Consider the following 23,327-nt stretch of genomic DNA (forward strand, 5'->3'; position numbering starts at 1 on the left):
AAGGGACCCTTCCTGGGTCCCTCTCGTAACTCTCTTCCTTCCCGTCGATGTAGTTTCCTCTCCTTTTTCGACACTCTGGGGCGGAGGCTCACGCCTCCGCCTTTTCCCATCCCCGGGAAGATCCCCCTTGCGTCTTTGGCCCATCCCGGTTATAATGAGACGTGATCCATATGACCACGAAAGCGAGGCGGCGCGCGCCGCCGGGAGGGAGACCCCTTATGCCAAAGCCTATCATCGCCATCGTGGGCCGGCCCAACGTGGGCAAGTCCATGCTGTTCAATAAGATCGTCGGGAAACGCCTGTCCATCGTGGAGGACACCCCCGGCGTGACGCGGGACCGTATCTACGGGGAATCCGACTGGTGCGGCCGGGCCTTCACCCTGGTGGACACCGGCGGCATCGAGCCCCGGACGGACGACCAGATCCTGGAGTTCATGCGGGACCAGGCCCAGACCGCCATCGAGACGGCCACGGTCATCGTCTTCCTGACGGATATCCGCACGGGCCTCACCGCCTCGGACCAGGAGGTGGCCGCCATGCTGCTGCGCAGCGGCAAGCCCATCGTCCTGGCGGTGAACAAGATGGATTCCACCGGGGCCCCGGACCCGGATTTCTACGAGTTCTACAACCTGGGGCTGGGGGATCCCATCGCCGTCTCCGCCGTCCACGGCCACGGCACCGGGGACCTGCTGGACGCGTGCCTGCGGTACTTCCCGCCGGAGGACGAGGAGGAGGGAGAGGACGACGCCATCAAGGTGGCGGTCATCGGCAAGCCCAACGCCGGCAAGTCCTCCCTGGTCAATCGGATCTTGGGGGAGGAGCGGGTCATCGTCTCCGACGTGGCGGGCACCACGCGGGACGCCATCGACTCCCGCTTCGAGAACGACAAGGGGAAGTTCGTCTTCATCGACACCGCCGGGCTCCGCCGGAAGAGCAAGGTGTCCGAGGCCATCGAGCGCTACAGCGTCCTCCGGGCCACCATGGCGATCGAGCGTTCGGACGTGTGCCTCATCCTGATCGACGCCTGCGAGGGCGTCACGGAGCAGGACACCAAGGTCGCCGGCCTGGCCCATGAGGCGGGGAAGGCCAGCATCGTCGTGGTCAACAAGTGGGACTTGGTGGAGAAGGACGGCAAGACCATGGACCGCATGCGTAAGGAGGTCCGGGAGGCCCTGAGCTTCATGGCCTACGCCCCCATCCTCTTCATCTCCGCCAAGACCGGCCAGCGGGTGGACCGGCTGTTCGAGCTGATCGACTACGTGTCCAACCAGGCGGCCGCCCGCATCACCACCGGGATGCTGAACGACGTGCTGGCGGACGCCCAGACGAGGGTCCAGCCCCCCACGGACAAGGGCCGGCGGCTGAAGATCTACTATATGACCCAGGTGGGGATCAAGCCGCCCCACTACGTCATCTTCTGCAACGACACGAGGCTCTTCCACTTCTCCTATCAGCGGTATCTGGAGAACTGCATCCGCAACACCTTCGGCCTGGAGGGGACGCCCATCAAGATCTCCATCCGGCAGAGGGGAGACAAGGAGGTTTGAGTATGATCGGGATCTGGTGGTATTTCCTGTATTACGGCGCGATCGCCCTGGCGTGCTACCTCCTGGGCTGCTTCAACGGGGCGGTCATCGTGTCCAAATATATCCTCCGGGACGACATCCGGGACCACGGCAGCGGCAACGCCGGGCTGACGAATTTCCACCGGACCTTCGGCGGGGGGCTGACCCTGGTGGTGATCCTCTGCGACGTGCTGAAGGCGGTGCTGGCCGTCCTGCTGGGGAGCTGGCTGTTCGCCGGGGACCCGCTGCTGGGCAAGTACTACGCGGCCCTGTTCTGCCTCCTGGGCCATATGTTCCCCTGCATGTTCCATTTCAAGGGGGGTAAGGGCATCCTCTCCGGCGGCACCGTGGCCCTGATGATCGACTGGCGCATCGCCCTGGTGGTGTGGGGGGGCTTCCTGATCTTGACCATCCTGACCCGGTACGTGTCCCTGGGCTCTTTGTGGGCCGGGGCCAGCTTCCCCTTCATCAGCTGGTACTGTTATCCGGACGTCCGGGTGGCGGCCCTGGCCTTCCTCCTCGGAGGGCTGGTGGTCTGGCAGCACCGGGCCAACATCAGGAGGCTCCTGGCCGGGAACGAGAACAAGTTCTCGCTCCATCATGAAAAGGAGGGCGGATCATGAGGACGGCAGTTTTGGGGACCGGCGGCTGGGGCACGGCCCTGGCGCTGGTCTTATGCGACAACGGGCACGACGTGGCCCTCTGGTCCCGGACCCCCGCCAAGGCGGAGGAGATGGCCCGGACCCGGGAGAACCCCCTGCTCAAGGGCGTCCCCCTGCCGGAGGCGCTGAAGATCACCGGGGACCTGGACTGTCTGGAGGGAGCGGACCTGGTGGTCAGTGCGCCGCCCTCCTTCGCCGTCCGGGAGACGGGGGAGAAGATCGCGCCCCATCTGCGCCCGGAGACCATCCTGGTGACGGCCTCCAAGGGCATCGAGCGGGACACGGACCTCCGCATGAGCCAGATCCTCCAGCAGACCACCGGGGACGCCCGCCGGGGGAGGAGGATCGTGGCGCTGTCCGGCCCTTCCCACGCGGAGGAGGTGGGCCTGCGGCTGCCCACGGGCTGCGTGGCGGCTTCCCCGGACCGGGACGCCGCCCGGACCGTCCAGAAGGCGTTCATGAACGACCGCTTCCGGGTCTACACCAGCGTGGACATCGTGGGCGTGGAGCTGGCGGCGGCGCTGAAGAACGTCATCGCCCTTTGCTGCGGCATCTGCACGGGGATGGGCTTCCAGGACAACACCAAGGCCCTGCTGATGACCCGGGCCATGGCGGAGATCGGCCGCCTGGGCGAGTATATGGGCGGCCAGCGCCGGACCTTCGGGGGCCTTGCGGGCATGGGGGACCTGATCGTCACCTGCACTTCGATGCATTCCCGGAACAACCGGGCGGGCATCCTCATCGGCCAGGGCCGGAGCGTCCGGGAGGCCATGGAGGAGGTCGGCGCGGTGGTGGAGGGCTACTACGCCGCCGAGAGCGTCCACCAGCTGGCGGAGCGGGAAGGCGTGGAGATGCCGATCTGCCGCTGCGCCTACGAGGTGCTGTACCAGGGCCGCCGGCCCCAGGACGTGGTCCCGGAGCTGATGGGCCGGGCAGGGAAGGACGAGCTGCTGGGCGCCGCCTGGCTGTGAGGGGAGCGCCATGGGAGCGGGCCCGCCGTTCGGCGGCAAATAAAATTGGACCTACAAAATTCGATAAAGCTCCCCAGAGCTAATAATATGGTAAGATAACACTATCTCAAAATAGGTGGTGTATTTATATGAGAGATCCATATACGGTTTTGAGTGTCGTATCTGCCATTGCATCGCTATTATCGATTGTTTTTGACGTACCCCAAAAAGTATCTGTTTCTTTAAAAACATTTATATTGCTATTATCAATAGCATGCGCATTATTTTTTTGGATCATATCTATCGATTCTGATGGTTCAAAAACAGATGACAGTAGTGAACAGCCTAGTGTACTGTTACCCGATCCTGATAGTCCTACGGATAGCTTTGAAGGTACGAACGATATGGATGATGACTCTTCGACAAGTACTCCAGGAAATGATCCGACCGACGAACCCATTGCCGCGCCCTCAGATCCTCCTGTGAACAGTAACATACTGCAAATTAGTCCCTTGACCAGTAATGTTCAAAAGGTCGTGGCTATTACACGAATTCCTTTAGAAGTGTTTCCAACAGAAATTATTACGGTGGCTGGAGAAATATTTGAAGAAGATCAAAGCGTAGACTATGAATTCGTGCCTCAAACTAGTGGACGGTATCGGTTCGAATTCTCTGATGTTCCAGACGGTACGGATCTTTGGCTCGGAGTCTATAATTCTGGTTGGGAAAAGATCGACTCAAGATCTGACCTTGATAACGGAGATGGGCTGACCGTTTCACTCAATGAAGGAGAACTTTACTATGTACGAGTAGAGCATTACAATAATTTTAGCCAATATGTGCTTAATATTGGGCTGAAAAAGCCTATCACTGATATTTCGACTGTTACTGCAGTATCTGACAGTATCCAATATACCGACCAGCAAAATGACTATTCTTTTTTGGCTGTTTTGAGTGGACAATATCGATTCGAATTCTCCGATGTGCCGGACGGTACGGATCTTTGGCTCGGAGTCTATAATTCTGGTTGGGAAAAGATCGACTCAAGATCTGACCTTGATAACGGAGATGGGCTGACCGTTTCACTCAATGAAGGAGAACTTTACTATGTACGAGTAGAGCATTACAATAATTTTAGCCAATATGTGCTTAATATTGGGCTGAAAAAGCCTATCACTGATATTTCGACTGTTACTGCAGTATCTGACAGTATCCAATATACCGACCAGCAAAATGACTATTCTTTTTTGGCTGTTTTGAGTGGACAATATCGATTCGAATTCTCCGATGTGCCGGACGGTACGGATCTTTGGCTCGGAGTCTATAATTCTGGTTGGGAAAAGATCGACTCAAGATCTGACCTTGATAACGGAGATGGGCTGACCGTTTCACTCAATGAAGGAGAACTTTACTATGTACGAGTAGAGCATTACAATAATTTTAGCCAATATGTGCTTAATATTGGGCTGAAAAAGCCTATCACTGATATTTCGACTGTTACTGCAGTATCTGACAGTATCCAATATACCGACCAGCAAAATGATTATTCTTTTTCGACGAGTTCAAGTGGACGGTATCGATTTGAATTCTCCGATGTGCCGGATGGTATGGATCTTTGGCTCGGGGTTTATAATTCCGGTTGGGAAAAGATTGACTCAAGTTCCAACCTGGACAATGGAGACGGGTTGACTATCGAACTGGCTCCTAATAAAGAATACTTTATTCGGGCATCTTATTATTACAATTACGGTGGTTATACTTTAAATGTAACTCGCCAAAACGATTGACTGCCCTCACACCAATAAAGCCAGTATCCAACTTTGCACATTTGAATTGCTTGATCGCCGATATAAGACCGGACTTCTCCATCGTTAGAACGCATAAAATATTCAAGGTCGAAAAGTGCCGCTATCCGACATCAGCTTTTGGCGGGCCCGCCGTTCGGCGGGCCCGCACTTTGCCGGGAAGCGCGCAAGGCTCTCAGGCGGCGGGAGGAGCGCGCGCCGGGAGAGGGCCTCCCCGGTTGCGCATCGCCGGGATCTGTGATAGAATAAGGACGCTGGAGCCCCGGCGGCAAAATCCATACGATCGGAGAACGCTATGAACGAACAGATGAAGGCCATCGCCGCGAAGTACAAAGACGAGATCGTCCGGACCGCGTCCGAACTGATCCAGCGTGATTCCCAGTCCCTCCACGAAGGGGAGGTCGCCGCGTATATCCAAAAGAAGATGGAGGCCCTGGGCTACGACGAGGTGTCCGTGGACCGGTACGGCAGCATCTTCGGCACCGTCAGAGGCACTGGCGGCGGCAGCTCCGTCACCTTGAACTGCCACATGGACGTGGTGGACGCCGGGGACGAGTCCCGGTGGGAGCACCCGCCCTACAGCGGCGCCGTGGAAGGGGGCCGGATCTGGGGCCGGGGGGCCTCGGACACCAAGGGCACCATGGCGATCCAGCTCTATACCCCCATCCTCCTCCGGGAGGCGGGCCTGCTGCCCAAGGGGGACGTGGTGACCTCCTGCGTCATCGCCGAGGAGATCGCGGGCTTCGGCACCATGGTCCAGGCCCGGGAAGGCCGGATGCTGACGGACTATGCCATCATCGGCGAAGCCACGGAGAACGACATCGCCATCGGCAGCCGGGGCCGGTGCTGCGTGGTGGTCACCATCACTGGCAAGTCCTGCCACGCCTCCCGGCCCGACCTGGGGAGCAACCCCTTCGACTATCTGAGGCGGCTGCTGCCGGAGCTGGAGAAGGTGGAGATGGGCAGGGACGAGCTCTTCGGGGAGTCCAGCATGTGCGTGACGAAGATCGAGTCCTCGGAGAAGGGGACCAACGTCATCCCCGGCCAGGTGGCGGTGTACCTGGACTACCGCCAGACCGGCGAAGACACGGAGGAGGCCGTCCAGGCCAAGGTCCAGGCGGCCCTGGACCGCTGCGGGGAGGTCCCCGGCGTCACCGCGAAGGCGGAGATCTTGTACTTCCCTCTGACCACCTACACCGGCGTGGAGGACCGGGGCTATCAGGGCGAGTATCCCTTCTCCGCCCGGGCGGAGGACCCCCACATCGTCCTGGCGAAGGCCGCCATCGAAGAGGCGGTGGGCCACCCCATCGGGCTGAAGGCCTGGGACCTGGCGACGGACACCGGGCACCTCACCGCCAAGGGCGTGAAGTGCCTGGGCTACTCCCCGGCGGAGGAGCGGCTGTGCCACACCGTGGAGGACAGCATCTCCATCGAGATGATGGAGGAGGGCATCGTGGGCTATCTCGCGGTCACGGCCGCCCTGGCGAACGAGCCGGGATGACCGGAGATGAAGACGAAAGGGAGCCCCTCTCCGGGACGGAGAGGGGCTCCCCCCGGAGCCGGACAGGGAGGAAAGATCTGGGGACTTCCGCTGTTGTGGATCGGGGACGGACATGGTATGATCGTAGGGCGGCATCTTCCTTACCGGGCGGGGGCCCGGACGTCCGCCAAGAGGCGGCGCGCGCCGAAGTTCTTTTTGACCCTCCCCCTGCGAGGGGGAGGACGGGGAGGTCTCCAGTATGAAACTCATGGCCATCGATGGCAACAGCATCCTCAACCGGGCCTATTACGGCATCCGCCCCCTGACGAATCGGGACGGGCTCTATACCCACGCCGTCTTCGGCTTCCTCACCACGCTCCTGCGCCTCACGGCGGAGGAGGAGCCGGACGCTTTGTGCGTCACCTTCGACGTCCATGCCCCGACCTTCCGCCATAAGGCGGACGCCGCCTATAAGGCCACCCGGAAGCCCATGCCGGAGGAGCTGCGGGTGCAGGTGCCGGTCCTGAAGGAGGTGCTGGACGCCCTGGACATCCCCCGCTACGAGCTGGAGGGCTGGGAGGCCGACGATCTCCTGGGCACCATCTCCCGCAGGTGCGAGGCGGCGGGCTGGGATTGCGCCGTCGTCACCGGGGACAAGGACAGCCTCCAGCTCATCACGGAGCACACCAAGGTGAAGCTGGTCTCCACCCGCATGGGCCAGACCACCACCGTGGACTATGATCCCGGGACGTTCCGGGAGAGGTACGGCTTCGACCCCATCCACATGATCGACCTCAAGGCCCTGATGGGGGACGCCAGCGACAACATCCCCGGCGTGAAAGGCGTGGGGGAGAAGACCGCCATGGGCCTGGTCCGGATGTACGGCTCCATCGACCGGCTCTACGGCCGGATGCCGGAGATCCTCACCGCCCCGGACGTCCCTGCCAGGCCCGGCGTCATCAAAAAGCTGGAGGAGGGGGAGGCGGACGCCCGGCAGTCCCGCTGGCTGGCCACGATCGTGACGGACGCCCCCCTGGCCTTCCGGCCGGAGGACAACGTCCGCAGGGCCCCCGGCCCCGGCGCGTATCCGCTGTTTTTGAAGCTGGAGTTCACCAAGCTCATCGAGCGCTTCGGCCTCAGCCCGGACGGGGGCCCTTCCCCGGCGGAGCGGCCCAAGCCCGCCGTGACGGTGGAGACGGTGACAGATCCCGGACAGGCGGAGCGGCTGCTGGCGCTCTGGCGGGCGGCGGACCATGTGTCCGTGCTGACGGCGGGTGGTCTCTCCCGCCTGGGCGTATACTGCGGGACGGGAGAGCAGAGCGCCGTCATGGCGGAGCTGTCCTTCGAGCAGTACCAGGGGGACTGGGACGGCCTCCTCTCGGCCCTGTTCTCGGAGGGGATCGGGAAGGTTTCCCACAACGTCAAGGATCTGATGCGGGCGCTGCTGGAGGACGGCCTGCCGGCGGAGGGCTTCGTCTTCGACACGGCCCTGGCCGCGTATCTGCTGGACGCCACGGCGGGGAGCTACGACCTCCCGCGGCTGTCCGTGTCCTATTTCAACGAGGAGCTGCCCAAGCCCCTCTATCTGGAGAAGGACGCCTTCTCCCTCCTGGGGGACTCCGCGGGCGCGTGGGCCTCCCTGGACCGCTATGCCGCCGCGGTGGAGGCCCTGTACGGCGTCCTGTCCCCGAAGCTCCGGGAGGAGGACCTGTGGGAGCTGTATCGGACCGCCGAGCTGCCGCTGTGCCGGGTGCTGGCGGAGATGGAGCGGACGGGCTGCGGGGCGGACGCCCGGGCCTTGGCCGCCTTTGGCGAGGGGCTGTCCGCCCGCATCGCCGAACAGGAGGCCGCGATTTATGAGATGGCGGGCGGGGAGTTCAACATCAACTCCCCGAAGCAGCTGGGGGAGGTCCTCTTCGAGCGCCTGGGGCTCCCCCACGGGAAGAAGACCAAGACCGGCTGGTCCACGAACGCCGACGTGCTGGAGAAGCTCCGCTTCCAGCACCCCATCGTGGCGGCGGTGCTGGAGTACCGGCAGTACGCGAAGCTGAAGTCCACCTACGCCGACGGCCTCCTCAAGGCCATCGACCCGGACGGGCGGGTCCGGACGAATTTCCAGATGACCGTCACCGCCACGGGCCGCCTCAGCTCCACGGAGCCGAACCTCCAGAACATCCCCACGAGGACGGACCTGGGCAGCGAGTTCCGCCGGATGTTCACGGCGGCGGAGGGGCACGTCCTGGTGGACGCGGATTACTCCCAGATCGAGCTGCGGCTCCTGGCCCACATCGCCGGGGACGAGGCCATGCGCTCCGCCTTCCTGGCGGGGGGGGACTTCCACGCCGAGACGGCGGCGAAGGTCTTCCGCGTGGGGCGGGAGGACGTCACCCACGAGATGCGCCGCCGGGCCAAGGCAGTGAACTTCGGCATCGTCTACGGCATCTCCGCCTTCTCCCTCAGCCAGGACATCGGCGTCACCGTGGCCGAGGCCAAGGAGTATATGGAGGCGTACTTCGCCACCTTCCCCGGCGTGCGGAGGTATATGGGGGAGGTGGTCCGGAAGGCCCGGGAGGACGGCTATGTGGAGACCCTGTTCCACCGCCGCCGCAGCCTGCCGGAGCTGAGCAGCTCCAATAAGAACCTGCAGGCCTTCGGCGAGCGGGTGGCGCTGAACATGCCGATCCAGGGCACGGCGGCGGACGTGATGAAGCTGGCCATGGTGAAGGTCTGGGAACGCCTCCGGGCGGAGCGGCCCGAGGCCCGTCTGGTCCTCCAGGTCCACGACGAGCTGATCGTCGAGTGTCCCGAGGGGTCGGCGGAGGCGGTGGCGGCGCTGCTGGAGGAGGAGATGGAGCACGTGGTGGACCTCAGCGTCCCCCTGACGGCGCAGGCCCACTGGGGGAAGGACTGGCTGGATGCGAAGGGATGAGCGGCATCGGCCCCTCCCCTCCGGGGGCGCTGTTTGGGGGGCGGGCCATATCGGCATCCGCCTGGAGCATCGAAGGGAGGCCGTCTCATGGAACGACTGATCGTGATCCTCGGCGTGGTGGGGGTGTCCCTCTCCGCCGTCTTCGTCCGCTGGTCCACCGCGCCGTCCCTGGTGCTGGCCACCTACCGGATGGCCTTCGCGGCAGCGCTGCTGACGCCCCTGGCGTGGCGGCGGCGGGAGGAGTTCCGGGCCCTGCGGCGGAGGGAGCTGGGGCTGAGCCTCCTCAGCGGGGCCTTTTTGGGGTGTCATTTCGCCTGCTATTTCGAGGCCCTGCGCTGGACCTCCATCGCCTCGGCGGTGGTGCTGGTGGACGCGGAGGTGCTGTTCGTGGCCCTGGCCACGGTGCTGATCTTGCGCAGGAGGCTGAGCGGCCGGGCGTGGCTGGCGGTGCTGCTGGCCTTCGGCGGGAGCGTGACCGTGGCCCTGGCGGACGGCTCCGCCGGGGCGGACGCCCTGCGGGGGGACTTCCTGGCCCTGGCCGGGGCGCTGTGCATGGCGGTGTACACCATGCTGGGCGCCGTCTGCCGCCGGGAGCTGTCCACGACCGTGTATACCTGGCTGATGTACGCCTCGGCCGCCGGGACGGTGCTGGTCTTCGCGCTGGCCGGACGGCAGCCCCTGACGGGCTGGGGCGCGGAGAACCTGCTGACGGCCCTGGGCATGGCGGTGGCCTGCACCCTGCTGGGCCACAGCGTGTTCAGCTGGGGGCTGAAGTTCCTGTCCCCGGCCTTCATCGCCACGGCGAAGCTGCTGGAGCCGGTGTTCGCCTCGGTGTGGGGGCTGTTCCTCTTCGCCGAGAGGCCCGGGGCGCAGGTGATCCTGGGCGGCGGGGTGGTCCTGCTGGGCGTCGTCCTGTACAGCCGGGAGGAAGCGTGAGGAGGAGCGAGGGCCCGCCTGGGCGCGGGCACGCCGCCCGCGCATCCGGACATACGAGAGGAGTTTTCACGTTTTATGGACAGTGAGAGGAAGATCCGGATCGTCCCGATGAACGGGGACCACCTGGATGAGATCGCGGCGCTGGAACGGGTGTGCTTCCCGGACCCCTGGTCCCGGGACATGCTGGCGGAGGAGCTGGAGAACGACCTGGCGGCCTTCCTGGTGGCCCTGGACGATCAGGGGACCGTGGCGGGCTACGCCGGGCTCCAGGTGGTGCTGGACGAGGGCTATATCCTGAACGTGGCCGTCCGGCCGGACTGCCGCCGCCAGGGCGTGGCGAAGGAGCTGCTCCAGGTCTTCCTGGACTTCGCCAAGGGGAACCGCCTGGCCTTCCTGACCCTGGAGGTCCGGGCGTCCAACTATCCCGCCATCGCCCTTTACGGCAGCCGGGGCTTCCGGGGCACGGGGCGGCGGAAGAACTACTACGAGCACCCGAGGGAGGACGCCGTCATCATGACGCTGGACCTCGCCGGGGAGGAGGAGGAGACATGACGGGACTGCGGCTGGCCTCTTTGGAGCAGACGGCCCTGGCCTATGCGCGGGACCTGGCGTCCGCGTTCCCTCCGGCGGAGCTCAAGCCCCTGAGGAACATCCAGGCCATGGTCCGGGCGGGCCGCTACCGGACCTGGTGCCTCTTCGATGGGGAGGAGATCCTGGGGGAGTGCTTTTTGTGGCTGGGGCGTCCCGGCTGGGCGCTGCTGGACTACCTCTGCGTGGCGGAGGGGCGCCGGAACGGCGGCGCGGGGGCGCGGATGCTGGCGGAGCTCTCGCGGGCGGAGCCGGGCACGGTGATCATCGGGGAGAGCGAGGCCCCCCTCCACGCCCCGGATCCGGGGCTGGCGGAGCGGCGGCTGGGCTTCTATGCCAGGAACGGCCTGCGGACCGCCGGGTACGACACGGACATCTTCGGCGTCCATTATAAGACGCTGTACCTCTCGGGAGGAGAGGTGGCGGACGCGGACTTGATGCGGGAGCACCGGGCCATCTACCAAAGCACCTTCCCGCCGGGGAAATATGCGCAGTACGTCCGCATCCCCAGGGATCCCAAGGCGGGGCCCATCCCGCAGACGCCTTGGGACGAGGACGGATGAGAGGGGAGTGGGAGCATGAAGATATTGGGGTTCGAATCCTCCTGTGACGAGACGGCCGTCTCGGTGGTGGAGGACGGGCGGCGGGTGCTGTCCGACGCCGTCGCCTCCCAGGTGGAGGTCCACGCCCTTTACGGCGGCGTGGTGCCGGAGATCGCCTCCCGGAAGCATGTGGAGGCCATCGCCGCCCTGACGGAGAAGGCCCTGGCGGACGCGGGCTGCGGCCGGGGGGACATCGACGCCGTGGCGGTGACCTACGCGCCGGGGCTCATCGGCGCGGTGCTGGTGGGGCTGAGCTTCGCCAAGTCCGCTGCCCTGGGGCTGGGGGTCCCCCTGATCCCCGTCCACCACATCCGGGGGCACATCGCCGCCAACTACCTGGCCTTCCCTGAGCTGGAGCCGCCCTTCCTGGCGCTGGCGATCTCCGGGGGCAACACGCTGCTGATCGATGTGGCGGGCTACACGGACATGAAGATCCTGGGCGGCACGCGGGACGACGCGGCGGGGGAGTGCTTCGACAAGGCGGCGCGGGTCCTGGGCCTCAGCTACCCCGGCGGGAAGCCCATCGACGAGCTGGCCCGGCAGTCGGAGGGCGGCGTCTACCAGCTGCCCCACGCCCATGTGGACGGCGCGCCGCTGGACATGAGCTTCTCCGGCCTGAAGACGGCGGTGGTGAACCTGGCCCACCACGCGGAGCAGGCAGGCCAGTCGCTGGACCGGGCGGCTTTGGCCCGGGACTTTTCCCAGGCCGTCAGCGACACGCTGGTCCCCCGCTGCCTGGAGGCGGCGCGGCTGGCGGGGCGGGAGACCGTCGTGGCCGCCGGAGGCGTGGCGGCGAACTCCATCATCCGAGGGGACCTGGAGCGCGCCTGCCGGGAAGCGGGATACGCGCTGTATCTGCCGCCCCTGCGCCTGTGCGGGGACAACGGCGCCATGATCGCCGCCCAGGGCTATTACGAGTACCTGGCGGGCCACACGGCGGGCATGGAGCTCAACGCCTATGCGACGAGGGACCTCTCTGAATGAGCAGAGCGTGTGGAGGCAGGGCCTTCACACGCTCTCCGGCCCCTCGGCGGGGCTCCATAGACAGATCTCCAGATCCACCGTGCCGTCGGGCCGGAAGACCACGCCCTCCGCCTCCAGCAGGGCCCGCTGCGTGCCGGGGGCGCAGGTGTCGAAGGCGGCCTTCGTGCCCCCGGCACGGTCCACCACCCGGTGGCAGGGGACGCCGGGGTCCCGGCAGAGCGCCATGGCATAGCCCACCGTCCGGGCGCAGCGGGGCATCCCCGCCAGGCGGGCGATCTGGCCGTAGGTGGCGACCTTCCCGGCGGGGATGCGCCGCACGATCTCGCAAAAGGCGGCGAAGACCGGGCCGCTCATAGCTCCCGCACCTCATAGAGGTCCGTCCGCCGGGCGGAGAGGATGGGGAGCTGGGACCGCACGGCTGAGATCTTCCCGAGGTCCAGGTCGGCGTACAGTGCGGCCTCCTCCGCCCCGGCTTGGCAGAGCACCGTCCCCCAGGGGTCCACAGCGATGGAATGGCCGTAGGCCACATAGGAGGCACCCTCGTCCCGGGCGGGAGAGACGCCCACGGTGAAGCACTGGCCGTCCACCGCCCGCTGGCGGAACAGCAGCTCCCAGTGGGCGGGGCCGGTGGTCATGTTGAAGGCGGCGGGGACGAAGATGCACCTGGCCCCCCGGAGGCACATGCACCGGGCCAGCTCCTCGAACCGGAAGTCGAAGCAGATGCAAAGGCCCATGGTCCCGAACTCCGTCTCGAAGGTGGTGACCGCGTCCCCGGGGGAGAGCGTGTCCGACTCCATGAAACGCTGGCCGCCCTCCACGTCGATGTCGAAGAGGTGGGCCTTGCGGTGTTTGGCCAGATGCTCGCCCCGCCTCCCGTAGACGAAGGAGGTGTTGTAGACCTCCCCGCCCGCCAGCTCCGGGACGGAGCCGCCCACGATATAGATCCCCAGCTCCGCCGCCAGGGCGGAAAGGGCGGTCTGGGCCGGGCCTCCCTCGGCCTCGCCGTAGGCCCGGAAGCAGGCGTTGTCATAGGGACAGCAGAACATCTCCGGCAGGACCGCGATGTCCGTCCCGCGGGCGGCGGCCTCCCGGAGCCGGGCGCAGGCGGTCCGGATGTCCTCCTGTTTGTCCGCCGTCACCGGCATTTGGATCAGAGCGATGCGCATCGGCAGGGACCTCCTTTTCATAAATGATGGGGACGGATGGATCGTATCGTCAGCACAGTTGAAAAGGATCCAAAGGATCCTTTTCAGAGAGGCGCTGTAAAACAGCGCCTCAAGCCGCACGAGCGGCTTGCTGTGCATGACTTCATAGGAAACACATGGGCGCTTTGCGCCCTGGCAAACCAAAGGTTTGCCGGTCGAAAAGAAGGTTTGCTTCTTTTCAACTGTGTTGACTATATCACAGCGCGGACCGTGTTACAATATGGGAAACAGACGAAGGAGGCCGGGACATGGCAGTTTATACGGAGAAGAGGACCTACCGGACCAAGGCCCACATGGGCATGATCGACGTGACGGAGGATTTCCAGCGCGCGGTGGCGGCGGCCTGCGAGAAGCACGGCATCTCCGCCGGGACCGTCACGGGCTTCACCACCGGCGGTGTGGCGGGGCTGACCACCCTGGAATTCGAGCCGGGGATGGTGGGGCACGACCTGAAGGCGGCGCTGGACGTGTTCTCGCCCTATCTGGACGAGGAGGGCCGTGTGGTGCCCTACCGGCACCACGAGACGTGGCACGACGACAACGGCTCCTCTCACATCAAGGCGGCGCTGCTGTCGCCCTTCATCACGGTGCCCTTCGTGGACGGGAGGATCACGGTGGGCCCCTGGCAGAACCTGACCCTGGTGGAGTGCGACACCCGCGACCGGGTCCGGGACATCGTGTTCCAGGTCATGGGGGAGTGAAGCGGGCGGCGGAGGAGCGCAGTCTCCGGGGCCGCTCTGGTGAAGGCGTTTTTTGGGCTGCCTCAGAGTGCCGAAGAAGCAGAGGAGGCTTCCCCGGCGGGAAGGGAGAGCGTTACGAGAGGGACCCGGGAAGGGCCCCTCTCGTTTTCGGTCATGCCGCTCCCGCGTCATTCGGCCGGCCTGGACAGCTTGGGCCCAGGGATCAAAGACCGGTGCAGTCCAGGATCGCCCCCAGGTTCGCGGAGGAGACCATGGCCCGATAGCGCTTGAGATAGCCGGAGACCTGCTTGGGCGGCTGGGGCACGGTCTTCGCCTTCCGGGCGGCGATCTCCGCCTCGGGGACCAGCAGCTCGATCTTGTGGGCCGGGATATCGATGGCGATCGGGTCGCCGTCCTGGATGTAGGCCATCAGGCCGCCGGCCGCCGCCTCGGGGGAGACGTGGCCGATGGAGGCCCCCCGGCTCACGCCGGAGAACCGCCCGTCCGTCACCAGGGCGCAGGCGGAGTCCAGCTTCATGCCCGCCAGAGCGGCGGTGGGGCTCAGCATCTCGCGCATACCGGGACCGCCCTTGGGGCCCTCGTAGCGGATGACCACCACGTCACCGGCCCGGACCTGCCCGGCATAGAGCCCCTCGCAGCAGGCCTCCTCGCTGTCGAAGCACTTGGCGGGGCCGGTGTGTACCAGCATCTCCGGCAGTACCGCGCCCTTCTTCACCACCGCGCCGTCAGGGGCCAGGTTGCCGTAGAGCACGGCCAGCCCGCCGGTCTGGCTGTAGGCAGTCCCTTTCGTGCGGATCACGTCCTCGTCCACGATCTCTGCCTTGGCGATCCGGTCCGCCCAGGTGCCGTCCACCGTCCGGGCGGAGGCGTCGATGAGGCCCAGGCCGTCCAGCCGCTTCATCACGGCGCTGAGGCCCCCCGCGTTGTTCAGGTCCACCAGGCAGTGGGGCCCGGCGGGGTTCAGCTTCACCAGGTGGGGCACCGTGTCGCTGACGGCGTTGACCCCCTTCAGGTCGAACTCCAGCCCCGCCTCGTGGCAGATGGCGGGCAGATGCAGCATGGTGTTGGTGGAGCAGCCCAGGGCCATGTCGGCGGCTAAGCCGTTCCGGATCGCCTTGTCCGTTACGATGTCCCGGGGACGGACGTCCTCTTCGATCAGGTCCAAGATCTTCATGCCCGCATGCTTGGCAAGCAGGATGCGCTGGCTCTCCACGGCGGGGATGGTGCCGTTCCCGGGGAGGCCCAGGCCCAGGATCTCCGTCATGCAGTTCATGGAATTGGCGGTGAACATGCCCGCGCAGGAGCCGCAGCCCGGGCAGGCGTGTTCCACGATATCCTGGGCCTGCTCCTCCGTCAGCGCGCCGGCGCGGACGGCGCCGGGGGCCTCGAAGGCGTCGGTCAGGGCCACCTTTTTGCCGTTGGCCAGGCCGGGCATCATCGGCCCGCCGGAGCAGAAGATGGAAGGGACGTTCACCCGCAGGGCCGCCATGATCATGCCGGGGACGATCTTGTCGCAGTTGGGGATGAAGACCAGCCCGTCGAAGGGGTGGGCGTTGGCCATGATCTCCACGGAGTCGGCGATGTGCTCCCGGGAGGGCAGGGAGAAGGACATGCCCTCGTGGTTCATGGCGATGCCGTCGCACACGCCGATGGCGGGGAACTCGATGGGGGTGCCGCCCGCCATGCGGATCCCGGCCTTCACGGCCTCGGAGATCTTGTCCAGGTGCATGTGCCCGGGGACGATCTCGTTCTTGGCGCAGACCACGCCGATGATGGGCCGGGACAGCTCCTCGTCCGTCAGTCCCAGGGCCCGGAACAGGGCCCGGTGGGGGATGCGGTCTACGCCGCTTTTCATCAGGTCGCTTCTCATCTCAGATCCTCCTCATCCCTTGTCCTTGAAATACAGGACCTTGGCCAGCTCGATGTACATGCGGTCCCGCTCCCGGATGGCCTCGTCGGCCTTGTCGCCGGAGTAGTCGTAGAAGCCCGCGCCGGTCTTCAGGCCCAGCCTGCCCTCCTCCACCATCTTGTGGAGGCGCTCGCTGCCCGCTTTGGAGTCGCAGAGCTCCGCGTTCAGATAGCGGTTGATGTGGTCGAAGGTGTCCAGGCCGCCGAAGTCCGCCACGCCGAAGGGGCCCAGGGCGGCGTACCGCAGGCCCATGCCCGCCTTGAGCACGGTGTCCACGTCTTCGATCGTGGCCGCGCCCATATCCACGATGTGCAGGGCCTCCCGGAGGACGGCGAACTGGATGCGGTTGATGATGAAGCCGTTGATGTCCTTGACGATGACCGGCTGCTTGCCAAGGCCCGTGACCAGCGTCCGCATCTTTTGCAGGTTCTCCTGGCTGGTCTCCTCCCCGGCGATGATCTCGCACAGGGGCAGCAGGTGGGGCGGGTTCAGCCAGTGCTGGCCCATGAAGCGCTCGGGATGTTTGCAGGCTTTGGCGATCTCGGTGATGTGGAGGCCGGAGGTGTTGGTGGCAAGCAGCGCCTCCTTGGGGACGAGCTCGGAGATCTCGCGGAAGAAGCCCTGCTTGATGTCCATGCGCTCCACGGTGGACTCCACCACCAGGCTGCAGTCCCGGAAGCAGCCCTTGTCCATGGTGAAGACCATGCGGTCCAGCGCGGCCTTGGACTCTTCGGCGGTGATGAGGCCCTCTTTGACCATCATCTCCTGGTTCACGGAGATGAGGTGCTTCCCCTTCTCGATGCCGGCCTCATAGATGTCGTAGACCCATGTCTCATACTCGGCCAGGGCATACACCTGAGCCAGGGACGCGCCCATCACGCCCGCGCCCGCCATGACGACTTTTTTTTCGTTCATAACCTACTCCTCAACCTTTCATCGGTAGTTTGTACGGCTGCTGCCGGGTCGAGCTGTGGCCATGCCGAACGGCATGGCCACAGCTTCGATCTGTCGATTGGCAGACATGAGCGGACCTGCGGCGGCAGGACCGCCGGATAGTCAGCCTTCCGCGATGATCTCGCGGACCTTGGCCAGCTGATCGGGAGAGACCAGGCCGGCCTTATCGCCCACATAGGTGTCATACAAGCTGGCGGTGGCCTCGATGAAGGGGGCCTTGTCCGGCTTATTGATGATCATGCCCTCCTTTTCCAGCTCCTCCAGCAGCATCGCCTCCTGCTCGTCGCAGCACTGGCGCTGATAGACGCTGGCCTCCGCGGCGGCCTCCATCACGACCTCCTGGAGATCGGCGGGCAGGGAGTTATAGAAGTCCAGGCTCATCAGCAGCGCGGTGGGGGAATACAGGTGCTCCGTGATGGAGAGGTACTTCTGGACCTCATAGAACTTGCTGGAGTAGATGACGGTGTAGGGGTTTTCCTGCGCGTCCATCGCCCCCTGCTGGAGGGCCGTGTAAAGCTCGCCGAAAGCCATGGGAGTGGGGTCCGCGCCCATGACGGAGAAGGTGGCCATGTGCATGGGGTTCTCCATCGTGCGGATCTTCATGCCCTTGCAGTCCGCGGGCGTTTCGATGGGGCCCAGGTTGTTGGTCACACTGCGCATGCCGTTTTCAAAGAAGCCCAGGCCCTTCAGGCCGGAGGGCTCCACGGAGGCCAGCATCTCCTGGCCGACCTCGCTGTCACAGACCTTCCGGGCGATGGTGACGTTCTCGAACAGGAACGGCAGGTCGAAGACCAGGAAGGAATCGGTGAAGCCGGACAGGGGGCCGGAGGTGATGGCGCCCACCTCGATGGTGTTGAGCTGCATGCCCTCGACGATGTCCCGTTCGCTGCCCAGCGTGCCGCTGTGGAAGGTCTCCAGCTTGATGCGCCCGCCGCTCTTCTCGTCGAGCAGCTCGGAGAACTTCACCAGGCCCAGGTAGTGGGGATGGGATTCCACGTTGGACGTCGCGCCGCGGATCACATACTCCGCGCCGCCGGAGCCGGAGGAGCCGGAGGCCGTGTCGCCGGAAGCCGCGCCGGCGTCCGCGCCGCCGGAAGGGGCCGCCGAGGAGTCCGGCTGCTTGCCGCCGCAGCCCGACAGCATCCCGATGGCCAAGATCAGGGTCAGCAATAGAGAGATCCTTCTTTTCATAGTTTACCTCCTTATATTTCAGGCACACCTGTGCCGGGGATACCGGGGGACATGGGACCGCACCGCGCTAGGCGATGCCCATCAGCTTCGGGATGATGAGGGAGATGGGCTCGAAGAACGTGATGAGCAGCAAAGAGACGACGTTCGCCGCCAGGAATTTGACCAGCTGCTTCGAGTTCTCCTCGATGGAGATCTTGGCGATGCCGCAGGAGACGAAGAGATTGACGCCCAGGGGCGGCGTGGACATGCCGATCGCCAGGTTCACCACCATGATGATGCCGAAATGGATCGGATCGACTCCCATCTGCATCACGATGGGCAGGAAGATGGGGGTCAGGATGATGATGGACGCGGTGGTCTCCATGATGCAGCCCACGAACAAAAGCAGCAGGTTGATCAGCAGCAGGATGACGATCTTATTGCTGCTGATGCTCATCATGGCGGCGGCGATGGCGTCGGGGATCCGCTCGGAGGTCAAGATCCATCCGAACCCGGCGGCAGAGGCGATGATCATCATGACCATGGCGGTGCTTTTGGCCGCGTTCATCAGCATGGGGACCAGGTCCTTCAGCTTCATCTCCTTGTAAACGAAGACGCCGATGACGAACCCGTAGATCACGGAGATGCCGGCCGCTTCCGTGGGCGTGAAGATGCCGCCGTAGATGCCGCCCAAGATGATGACGGGCATCAACAGGGCCCAGAACGCCTCGATGAAGCTTTTGATGACGTTGCGCAGAGAGAAGCGCGTCTTGTTCTCCATGCCGTAGCCGTGCTTTTTGGCGGAGAAGTAGCACACCAGCATCAGGGAACCGCCGATCAGGATGCCGGGCAGGAAGCCCGCTGCGAACAGGGTCGAGATCGACACGGAGCCCGCTACGCCGAAGTTGACCATGGGGATGGAGGGCGGGATGATCACGCCGATGGCCCCCGCGACGCTCATCAGGGCCGCGGCGAACGCCTTGTCATAGCCCGCCTTTTCCATGGCGGGGATCATGATGCCGCCGATGGCCGCGACGGTGGCGGGACCGGACCCGGAGATCGCGGCGAAGAACATGCAGGTCAGGATCGCCACCATGCCCAATCCGCCGGTGAGGCTGCCCAGCAGGGAGTCGCAGAAGTTGATCAGCCGCCTGGAGATGCCTCCGCCTTCCATCAGGTTGCCGGAGATCATGAACAGGGGGATCGCCAGCAGGGGGAAGGAATCCGTGGAGGTGAACATGCGCTGCACGACGACGAGCAGCGGCGTGCTGCTGGCGAACTGCAGGGCCACGAAGCTGGAAGACGCCAGGACGACCCAGATGGGGGCGCCGATGATGGCCGTGATGAGAAACGTAGACAGTAGGAACATGCCCATTATTCAACTTCCTCCTTTAACGTGAAGTCATCGGTCTCCCCGCGGAAAAGGGATCTGGCCTTGTCGATGATGTTTTGGATATAGCGGATGATGAAGAGCACCATACCCACAGGGATCGCCAGATAGATGTATCCCATGGGGATCCGCATGGCGGGGGAATACTGCATCCGGTTCATCTGCGTGATCACGATGTCGACGCCGTATTTCAAAATGACGCTGCAGAGGACGACCCCAAGCACCATACTGAGGAGCTCCACGACGCCCCGCAGCTTCTTGGGCAGCAGCAGGAGCACCGCCTCCACCCCCAGATGGGCCCCTTTCCGGACGCCGTATGCCCCGCCGAGGAAGGACACCCAGACCAGCAGGTAGCGGCTGGCCTCCTCCGACCAGGGAAGGGAGGACTTCAGGATGAACCTGCAGATGACCTGCATGAAGACGATGATCGACATCGCGATCAGCATGACGACACACACGTATCCCTCGAAATTGTCCAAAAAGTTTTTCAATCGCTTCATTTCCATACCTCACCCTATCTCAAGTTTGCTTAAGCGGCCTTTCAAAAAAAGCCCGGTCTCTCCGTTTCGCCGGCTCGCCTCCTTTGCGGGAACAAAATGGGATGTCGAAATTTGTCTTACAAATAAAATGTAATACATTTTCAGAAAAAGTCAATATCAAAATCATAGTCTTAACGAAATCTGTATGTTTGTACGAAAATATTTAAAAAAGTTTGTTGATAAAAAATTAACTTTTAAATTTGTATGATGATTCTGGCGGGGGGAGCGGGGGGAGCGGCCGGGCCGGCATGGCCGCCGGATAGGGGACGAGCCCTCCGGCAGGGCACGGCCGGAGGGCTCGTCAGAGCGTCGAAAAAGTAAGGTAGACTTCATCGCCGGGAAGGGGGAGAGTTACGAGAGGGACCCAGGAAGGGTCCCTTTCGTTTTCAATGAATAAGTTGTCAGGACTTTTTTGAAAGTCCTGACAACTTGCGCAGCCTGTCGAAAAGACGTTTTCGACAGGCTGACGAGCCCTCCGGCAGGGCACAGCCGGAGGGCTCGTTCCATGGTATCGAGGTCTCACTGCATCAAGATCTCCACCGTTTTCCGCAGATCCGATGCGTCCCCTACGTTCCCGGGGAAGATCACATAGGGGATCATCGGGAACTTGCTTTGGCCGTCCGTCCGCCAGACCGGGATGCCGGGACGGATCTGCCCGAGGACATGCGCCTTCTTCACGCCCAGGGCGCATGTCCCGATGGTGCTGGAGGTGATCCCCCCCTTCGCGACGATGAAGGCCGGGGCCACTCCGAGGCGGCCCACCAGGCACTGCACGCCTTCGCTGATCTTCACGCTGCGCAGCAGCGCGCTCTCCTTCGTGTCGTCCTCCACCGTCAGCAGCCTGCGGCGCGTATAGCAGACGGCCACCTTGCCGGCCCGGATCGCGGCCTCCTCTGCGGCGACGCAGCGGTCCACTTCCGCATAGAAAGGCCCGTCGCCCGCCAGCACGAGATCGCTGTCGAACTCGATCCGCTCCACATACGCGAGCCCGAACAGGTCCTCCAATTGGGCGGTGGTCTTGGCCGTGTGGCTCCCGGCCACGACCAGGCCGCCCACAGGGGGCCTGCCGCGGATCATGTCGCTCCGGGCGAGCAGGGGGATGTCGGGGATGCCGCCCACGGCTTTCACGAAGCTGGCGGCCGTCCGGAACAAGAACCGCTTCCCCCTCGCCATGGCCCGGTACAACGCGGTGGCGAAGACCTGCAGGTCGCAGTCGTCCGCCGCATTGACGCAGATCTTCCCGAAATCGTGGACCTGCATAAGTATTTGGACGATGCCCTCATAGTCCTGCGCCCGGAGCATCCCCAGGGGGATGCAGGCCACCTGCTCCGCCGGGTATCTCCCGGCGGTCTTCTCCTCGATGTACTCCGGCAGGGAGGAATGGCGGAACCCGAAGGTCTTGTCCCGGGCGAATTCGGTATCGGCGGCGGGGATCAGCTTGTCCCCCTCCTTCACATAGTGGACGTCGCCGATGGTGAAGCGGCCGCCCTCTTTGAAGAAAAAGCATAGGATCTCTCCGTCGATCGGTCCTCCGGCGGCTTCCAGCTCCTGGCGCAGCACTTCCGTTTCCAGGGGGTAGTGCCCTCGGAGCGTGGAGTCGCTCCGGCTTATGACCGCATATTGGGTCCCGGTCTCCCGGGCGGCGGCCGCCAGATCCCTTGCGATCTGGCGGTGCGCCTCCTCGCTCTCCGCCGCGGTCATGCCGCGGCTGTTGGTGAGGACATAGAAGAGTTTCCGAGGCTCGAGCAAGCCCTGCTTCAGGCTCTCGATCGACCAGTCCGTATAGACGGAGACGTCGTGGACGGTCTGGACGCCGGTGGGATCGTCGTCCAGGACGACGAACTTCACGGCGCTGGAGCGGATCTCCCGGGACAGTCCCTCCTCGATCTGGGCCCCGTTTACCGGGGGGAGGTCCTTCAAGATCTCTGCGCTCAGGGATGGGGTCAATTTGCATACCTCCTGTCTGAAATAGCGTCCGACCCTGCCGCGTGAGGATGATATCTGGGCCGCAGACTCATTTTATCGGATATTTTGAAGAAAAGCAATCACTTTTTTGCGATTTGTAATATAAATTTTGAAAGAGGGTGGAATATGACTGGGATCGCCGAAAAAAACGGTCTCAGGCTTGATTTGCTCCCTGTTCCGTGGTATATTATTGAAAACGGCGGAAGGATCGCGAAAGGGGGCGGAGCATGGATCCCAATTCTTTCAGCAAGAAAAGTACGAGCCAAATGATCGTGGAATACATTTTGGATCAGATCCAGTCGGGGAACATAAAAAAAGGCGACCGCATCATGACGGAGCATGAATTCTCGGAGCTCCTGGGCGTCAGCCGGGTCCCGATCCGGGAGGCGCTTTGCGTATTGAGCACCGTGGGGCTTTTGGAGGCCCGCCAGGGCGGCGGACGGTATGTGACGAACGAGTATAATACGGATATCCTGGGGCATATGCTCTACGACTATGCTATCTTGGAGGACGTCTCCCTCGAGCAGACGATGGATGTCCGCTTTTTGCTGGAGCCGGAGATCGCCCGCAAGGCCGCTGTCTTCGCAACGCCGGAACAAAGGAAGCACATCTGGGAGATCTCCACATCCTACTGCGTCGCCGCGAATTCTTACTCCGGTACGCAGAGCGAGTTCAGGGACATCATCGCGATGGACCATGATTTCCACCAGAGCATCGCCGAAGCCAGCAAGAACCCGTTCCTGAGCATGCTGTTCGCGATCATCACCTACTCCTTCGAGGCGTTCCAGCATCGCAGGTACGAAAGGGGCGGCGACCATCAGCAGCATTGGCAGACGCTCTCGATCGAGCACCTGGACATCGCGAAGGCCATCCTGGCGCAGGACGGCGGCTCTGCGTATCAGGCCATGACCCGCCATCTGCAGCTGATCCGGTATGACATCGGCTGGGGGAGCGAGAAGAGCGATCCCCCTCAGCCGCAGCTCCGCGGCTGAG

At 63.8% G+C, this 23,327-nt stretch carries 21 protein-coding genes; 13 read left to right on the top strand and 8 right to left on the bottom strand.

The window, feature by feature from the left end; genetic code table 11:
* Nucleotides 1-218 precede the first annotated feature (218 nt).
* The 10 genes from der (at nucleotide 219) to tsaD (ending at nucleotide 12,501) form a co-directional block, all read left to right on the top strand.
* On the top strand, nucleotides 219-1,547 hold the full coding sequence (der, locus tag QZ332_RS08290) for a ribosome biogenesis GTPase Der (protein ID WP_295764364.1): 1,329 nt from the start codon (nucleotides 219-221) through the stop codon (nucleotides 1,545-1,547).
* A gap of 2 nt (nucleotides 1,548-1,549) precedes the next feature.
* Entirely contained in the window at nucleotides 1,550-2,188 is a 639-nt protein-coding gene (gene plsY / locus QZ332_RS08295) for a glycerol-3-phosphate 1-O-acyltransferase PlsY (RefSeq protein WP_295764365.1), read from the top strand.
* Nucleotides 2,185-3,198 (top strand): NAD(P)H-dependent glycerol-3-phosphate dehydrogenase, encoded by a 1,014-nt coding sequence (locus tag QZ332_RS08300; protein WP_295764366.1) that lies wholly within the window; start codon nucleotides 2,185-2,187, stop codon nucleotides 3,196-3,198. The genes plsY and QZ332_RS08300 overlap by 4 nt, the downstream gene beginning before the upstream one ends.
* A 128-nt stretch (nucleotides 3,199-3,326) precedes the next feature.
* Entirely contained in the window at nucleotides 3,327-4,964 is a 1,638-nt protein-coding gene (locus QZ332_RS08305; RefSeq protein WP_295764367.1) for a hypothetical protein, read from the top strand.
* A 313-nt stretch (nucleotides 4,965-5,277) separates the two neighbouring features.
* Nucleotides 5,278-6,483 carry a M20 family metallopeptidase gene (locus QZ332_RS08310; RefSeq protein WP_295764368.1) on the top strand — a complete coding sequence of 402 codons (1,206 nt, stop codon included), beginning with the start codon at nucleotides 5,278-5,280 and terminating at the stop codon, nucleotides 6,481-6,483.
* Nucleotides 6,484-6,721: 238 nt separating this feature from the next.
* Nucleotides 6,722-9,391 carry a DNA polymerase I gene (gene polA / locus QZ332_RS08315; protein ID WP_295764369.1) on the top strand — a complete coding sequence of 890 codons (2,670 nt, stop codon included), beginning with the start codon at nucleotides 6,722-6,724 and terminating at the stop codon, nucleotides 9,389-9,391.
* Between the two features lie 87 nt (nucleotides 9,392-9,478).
* A complete protein-coding gene (locus tag QZ332_RS08320; RefSeq protein ID WP_295764370.1) occupies nucleotides 9,479-10,327 on the top strand; it encodes a DMT family transporter in 849 nt (282 codons plus the stop codon).
* A gap of 75 nt (nucleotides 10,328-10,402) precedes the next feature.
* Nucleotides 10,403-10,879, top strand: a complete 477-nt coding sequence (gene rimI / locus QZ332_RS08325; RefSeq protein ID WP_295764371.1) for a ribosomal protein S18-alanine N-acetyltransferase — start codon at nucleotides 10,403-10,405, stop codon at nucleotides 10,877-10,879.
* Nucleotides 10,876-11,478: a hypothetical protein gene (locus tag QZ332_RS08330; RefSeq protein WP_295764372.1), complete on the top strand. Its 603-nt coding sequence runs from the start codon at nucleotides 10,876-10,878 to the stop codon at nucleotides 11,476-11,478. Before rimI ends, QZ332_RS08330 begins: the two co-directional genes overlap by 4 nt.
* Nucleotides 11,479-11,493: 15 nt before the next feature.
* Nucleotides 11,494-12,501 (top strand): tRNA (adenosine(37)-N6)-threonylcarbamoyltransferase complex transferase subunit TsaD, encoded by a 1,008-nt coding sequence (tsaD, locus tag QZ332_RS08335; RefSeq protein ID WP_295764373.1) that lies wholly within the window; start codon nucleotides 11,494-11,496, stop codon nucleotides 12,499-12,501.
* A 24-nt stretch (nucleotides 12,502-12,525) separates the two neighbouring features.
* On the opposite strand, the gene QZ332_RS08340 is transcribed toward tsaD, so the two are convergent.
* The gene (locus tag QZ332_RS08340) at nucleotides 12,526-12,855 is read right to left on the bottom strand and encodes an MGMT family protein (protein ID WP_295764374.1); all 330 of its coding nucleotides are present in this window, start codon (nucleotides 12,853-12,855) and stop codon (nucleotides 12,526-12,528) included.
* The gene (locus QZ332_RS08345) at nucleotides 12,852-13,667 is read right to left on the bottom strand and encodes a carbon-nitrogen hydrolase family protein (protein WP_295764375.1); all 816 of its coding nucleotides are present in this window, start codon (nucleotides 13,665-13,667) and stop codon (nucleotides 12,852-12,854) included. The genes QZ332_RS08340 and QZ332_RS08345 overlap by 4 nt, the downstream gene beginning before the upstream one ends.
* A 287-nt stretch (nucleotides 13,668-13,954) precedes the next feature.
* On the opposite strand from QZ332_RS08345, the gene QZ332_RS08350 reads away from it, so the two are divergent.
* A complete protein-coding gene (locus QZ332_RS08350) occupies nucleotides 13,955-14,407 on the top strand; it encodes a YjbQ family protein (protein ID WP_295764376.1) in 453 nt (150 codons plus the stop codon).
* A 202-nt stretch (nucleotides 14,408-14,609) separates the two neighbouring features.
* On the opposite strand, the gene ilvD is transcribed toward QZ332_RS08350, so the two are convergent.
* From ilvD to QZ332_RS08380, 6 genes are all read right to left on the bottom strand, one after another.
* Nucleotides 14,610-16,277 (bottom strand): dihydroxy-acid dehydratase, encoded by a 1,668-nt coding sequence (ilvD, locus tag QZ332_RS08355; RefSeq protein ID WP_295764377.1) that lies wholly within the window; start codon nucleotides 16,275-16,277, stop codon nucleotides 14,610-14,612.
* A 12-nt stretch (nucleotides 16,278-16,289) separates the two neighbouring features.
* The gene (locus QZ332_RS08360; protein ID WP_295764378.1) at nucleotides 16,290-17,231 is read right to left on the bottom strand and encodes a 3-hydroxyacyl-CoA dehydrogenase family protein; all 942 of its coding nucleotides are present in this window, start codon (nucleotides 17,229-17,231) and stop codon (nucleotides 16,290-16,292) included.
* A gap of 141 nt (nucleotides 17,232-17,372) precedes the next feature.
* Nucleotides 17,373-18,461: a TRAP transporter substrate-binding protein gene (locus QZ332_RS08365; RefSeq protein WP_295764379.1), complete on the bottom strand. Its 1,089-nt coding sequence runs from the start codon at nucleotides 18,459-18,461 to the stop codon at nucleotides 17,373-17,375.
* 67 nt (nucleotides 18,462-18,528) lie between these two features.
* Entirely contained in the window at nucleotides 18,529-19,815 is a 1,287-nt protein-coding gene (locus QZ332_RS08370; RefSeq protein ID WP_295764380.1) for a TRAP transporter large permease, read from the bottom strand.
* On the bottom strand, nucleotides 19,815-20,330 hold the full coding sequence (locus tag QZ332_RS08375; RefSeq protein WP_295764381.1) for a TRAP transporter small permease: 516 nt from the start codon (nucleotides 20,328-20,330) through the stop codon (nucleotides 19,815-19,817). Before QZ332_RS08375 ends, QZ332_RS08370 begins: the two co-directional genes overlap by 1 nt.
* 558 nt (nucleotides 20,331-20,888) lie before the next feature.
* Entirely contained in the window at nucleotides 20,889-22,316 is a 1,428-nt protein-coding gene (locus QZ332_RS08380; protein ID WP_295764382.1) for a four-carbon acid sugar kinase family protein, read from the bottom strand.
* Nucleotides 22,317-22,460: 144 nt separating this feature from the next.
* On the opposite strand from QZ332_RS08380, the gene QZ332_RS08385 reads away from it, so the two are divergent.
* Nucleotides 22,461-22,604, top strand: coding sequence for a hypothetical protein (locus tag QZ332_RS08385; RefSeq protein WP_295764395.1), 144 nt, complete (start codon nucleotides 22,461-22,463; stop codon nucleotides 22,602-22,604).
* Complete coding sequence (locus tag QZ332_RS08390) at nucleotides 22,601-23,326, top strand: FadR/GntR family transcriptional regulator (protein WP_295764394.1); 726 nt, start codon at nucleotides 22,601-22,603, stop codon at nucleotides 23,324-23,326. Before QZ332_RS08385 ends, QZ332_RS08390 begins: the two co-directional genes overlap by 4 nt.
* Nucleotide 23,327: the final 1 nt, after the last annotated feature.

The sequence above is a fragment of the uncultured Oscillibacter sp. genome, from assembly GCF_910584465.1.
Classification (GTDB): Bacteria; Bacillota; Clostridia; order Oscillospirales; family Oscillospiraceae; genus Oscillibacter.

Coding starts and splice junctions, on each gene's coding strand:
- plsY (WP_295764365.1), top strand. CDS start 1,550: ATGATCGGGATCTGGTGGTATTTCCTGTATTACGGCGCGATCGCCCTG.
- QZ332_RS08350 (WP_295764376.1), top strand. CDS start 13,955: ATGGCAGTTTATACGGAGAAGAGGACCTACCGGACCAAGGCCCACATG.
- QZ332_RS08360 (WP_295764378.1), bottom strand. CDS start 17,231: ATGAACGAAAAAAAAGTCGTCATGGCGGGCGCGGGCGTGATGGGCGCG.
- ilvD (WP_295764377.1), bottom strand. CDS start 16,277: ATGAGAAGCGACCTGATGAAAAGCGGCGTAGACCGCATCCCCCACCGG.
- QZ332_RS08310 (WP_295764368.1), top strand. CDS start 5,278: ATGAACGAACAGATGAAGGCCATCGCCGCGAAGTACAAAGACGAGATC.
- QZ332_RS08390 (WP_295764394.1), top strand. CDS start 22,601: ATGATCGTGGAATACATTTTGGATCAGATCCAGTCGGGGAACATAAAA.
- QZ332_RS08300 (WP_295764366.1), top strand. CDS start 2,185: ATGAGGACGGCAGTTTTGGGGACCGGCGGCTGGGGCACGGCCCTGGCG.
- QZ332_RS08370 (WP_295764380.1), bottom strand. CDS start 19,815: ATGGGCATGTTCCTACTGTCTACGTTTCTCATCACGGCCATCATCGGC.
- QZ332_RS08375 (WP_295764381.1), bottom strand. CDS start 20,330: ATGAAGCGATTGAAAAACTTTTTGGACAATTTCGAGGGATACGTGTGT.
- QZ332_RS08340 (WP_295764374.1), bottom strand. CDS start 12,855: ATGAGCGGCCCGGTCTTCGCCGCCTTTTGCGAGATCGTGCGGCGCATC.
- QZ332_RS08385 (WP_295764395.1), top strand. CDS start 22,461: ATGACTGGGATCGCCGAAAAAAACGGTCTCAGGCTTGATTTGCTCCCT.
- QZ332_RS08305 (WP_295764367.1), top strand. CDS start 3,327: ATGAGAGATCCATATACGGTTTTGAGTGTCGTATCTGCCATTGCATCG.
- QZ332_RS08345 (WP_295764375.1), bottom strand. CDS start 13,667: ATGCGCATCGCTCTGATCCAAATGCCGGTGACGGCGGACAAACAGGAG.
- QZ332_RS08365 (WP_295764379.1), bottom strand. CDS start 18,461: ATGAAAAGAAGGATCTCTCTATTGCTGACCCTGATCTTGGCCATCGGG.
- QZ332_RS08320 (WP_295764370.1), top strand. CDS start 9,479: ATGGAACGACTGATCGTGATCCTCGGCGTGGTGGGGGTGTCCCTCTCC.
- QZ332_RS08330 (WP_295764372.1), top strand. CDS start 10,876: ATGACGGGACTGCGGCTGGCCTCTTTGGAGCAGACGGCCCTGGCCTAT.
- rimI (WP_295764371.1), top strand. CDS start 10,403: ATGGACAGTGAGAGGAAGATCCGGATCGTCCCGATGAACGGGGACCAC.
- polA (WP_295764369.1), top strand. CDS start 6,722: ATGAAACTCATGGCCATCGATGGCAACAGCATCCTCAACCGGGCCTAT.
- der (WP_295764364.1), top strand. CDS start 219: ATGCCAAAGCCTATCATCGCCATCGTGGGCCGGCCCAACGTGGGCAAG.
- tsaD (WP_295764373.1), top strand. CDS start 11,494: ATGAAGATATTGGGGTTCGAATCCTCCTGTGACGAGACGGCCGTCTCG.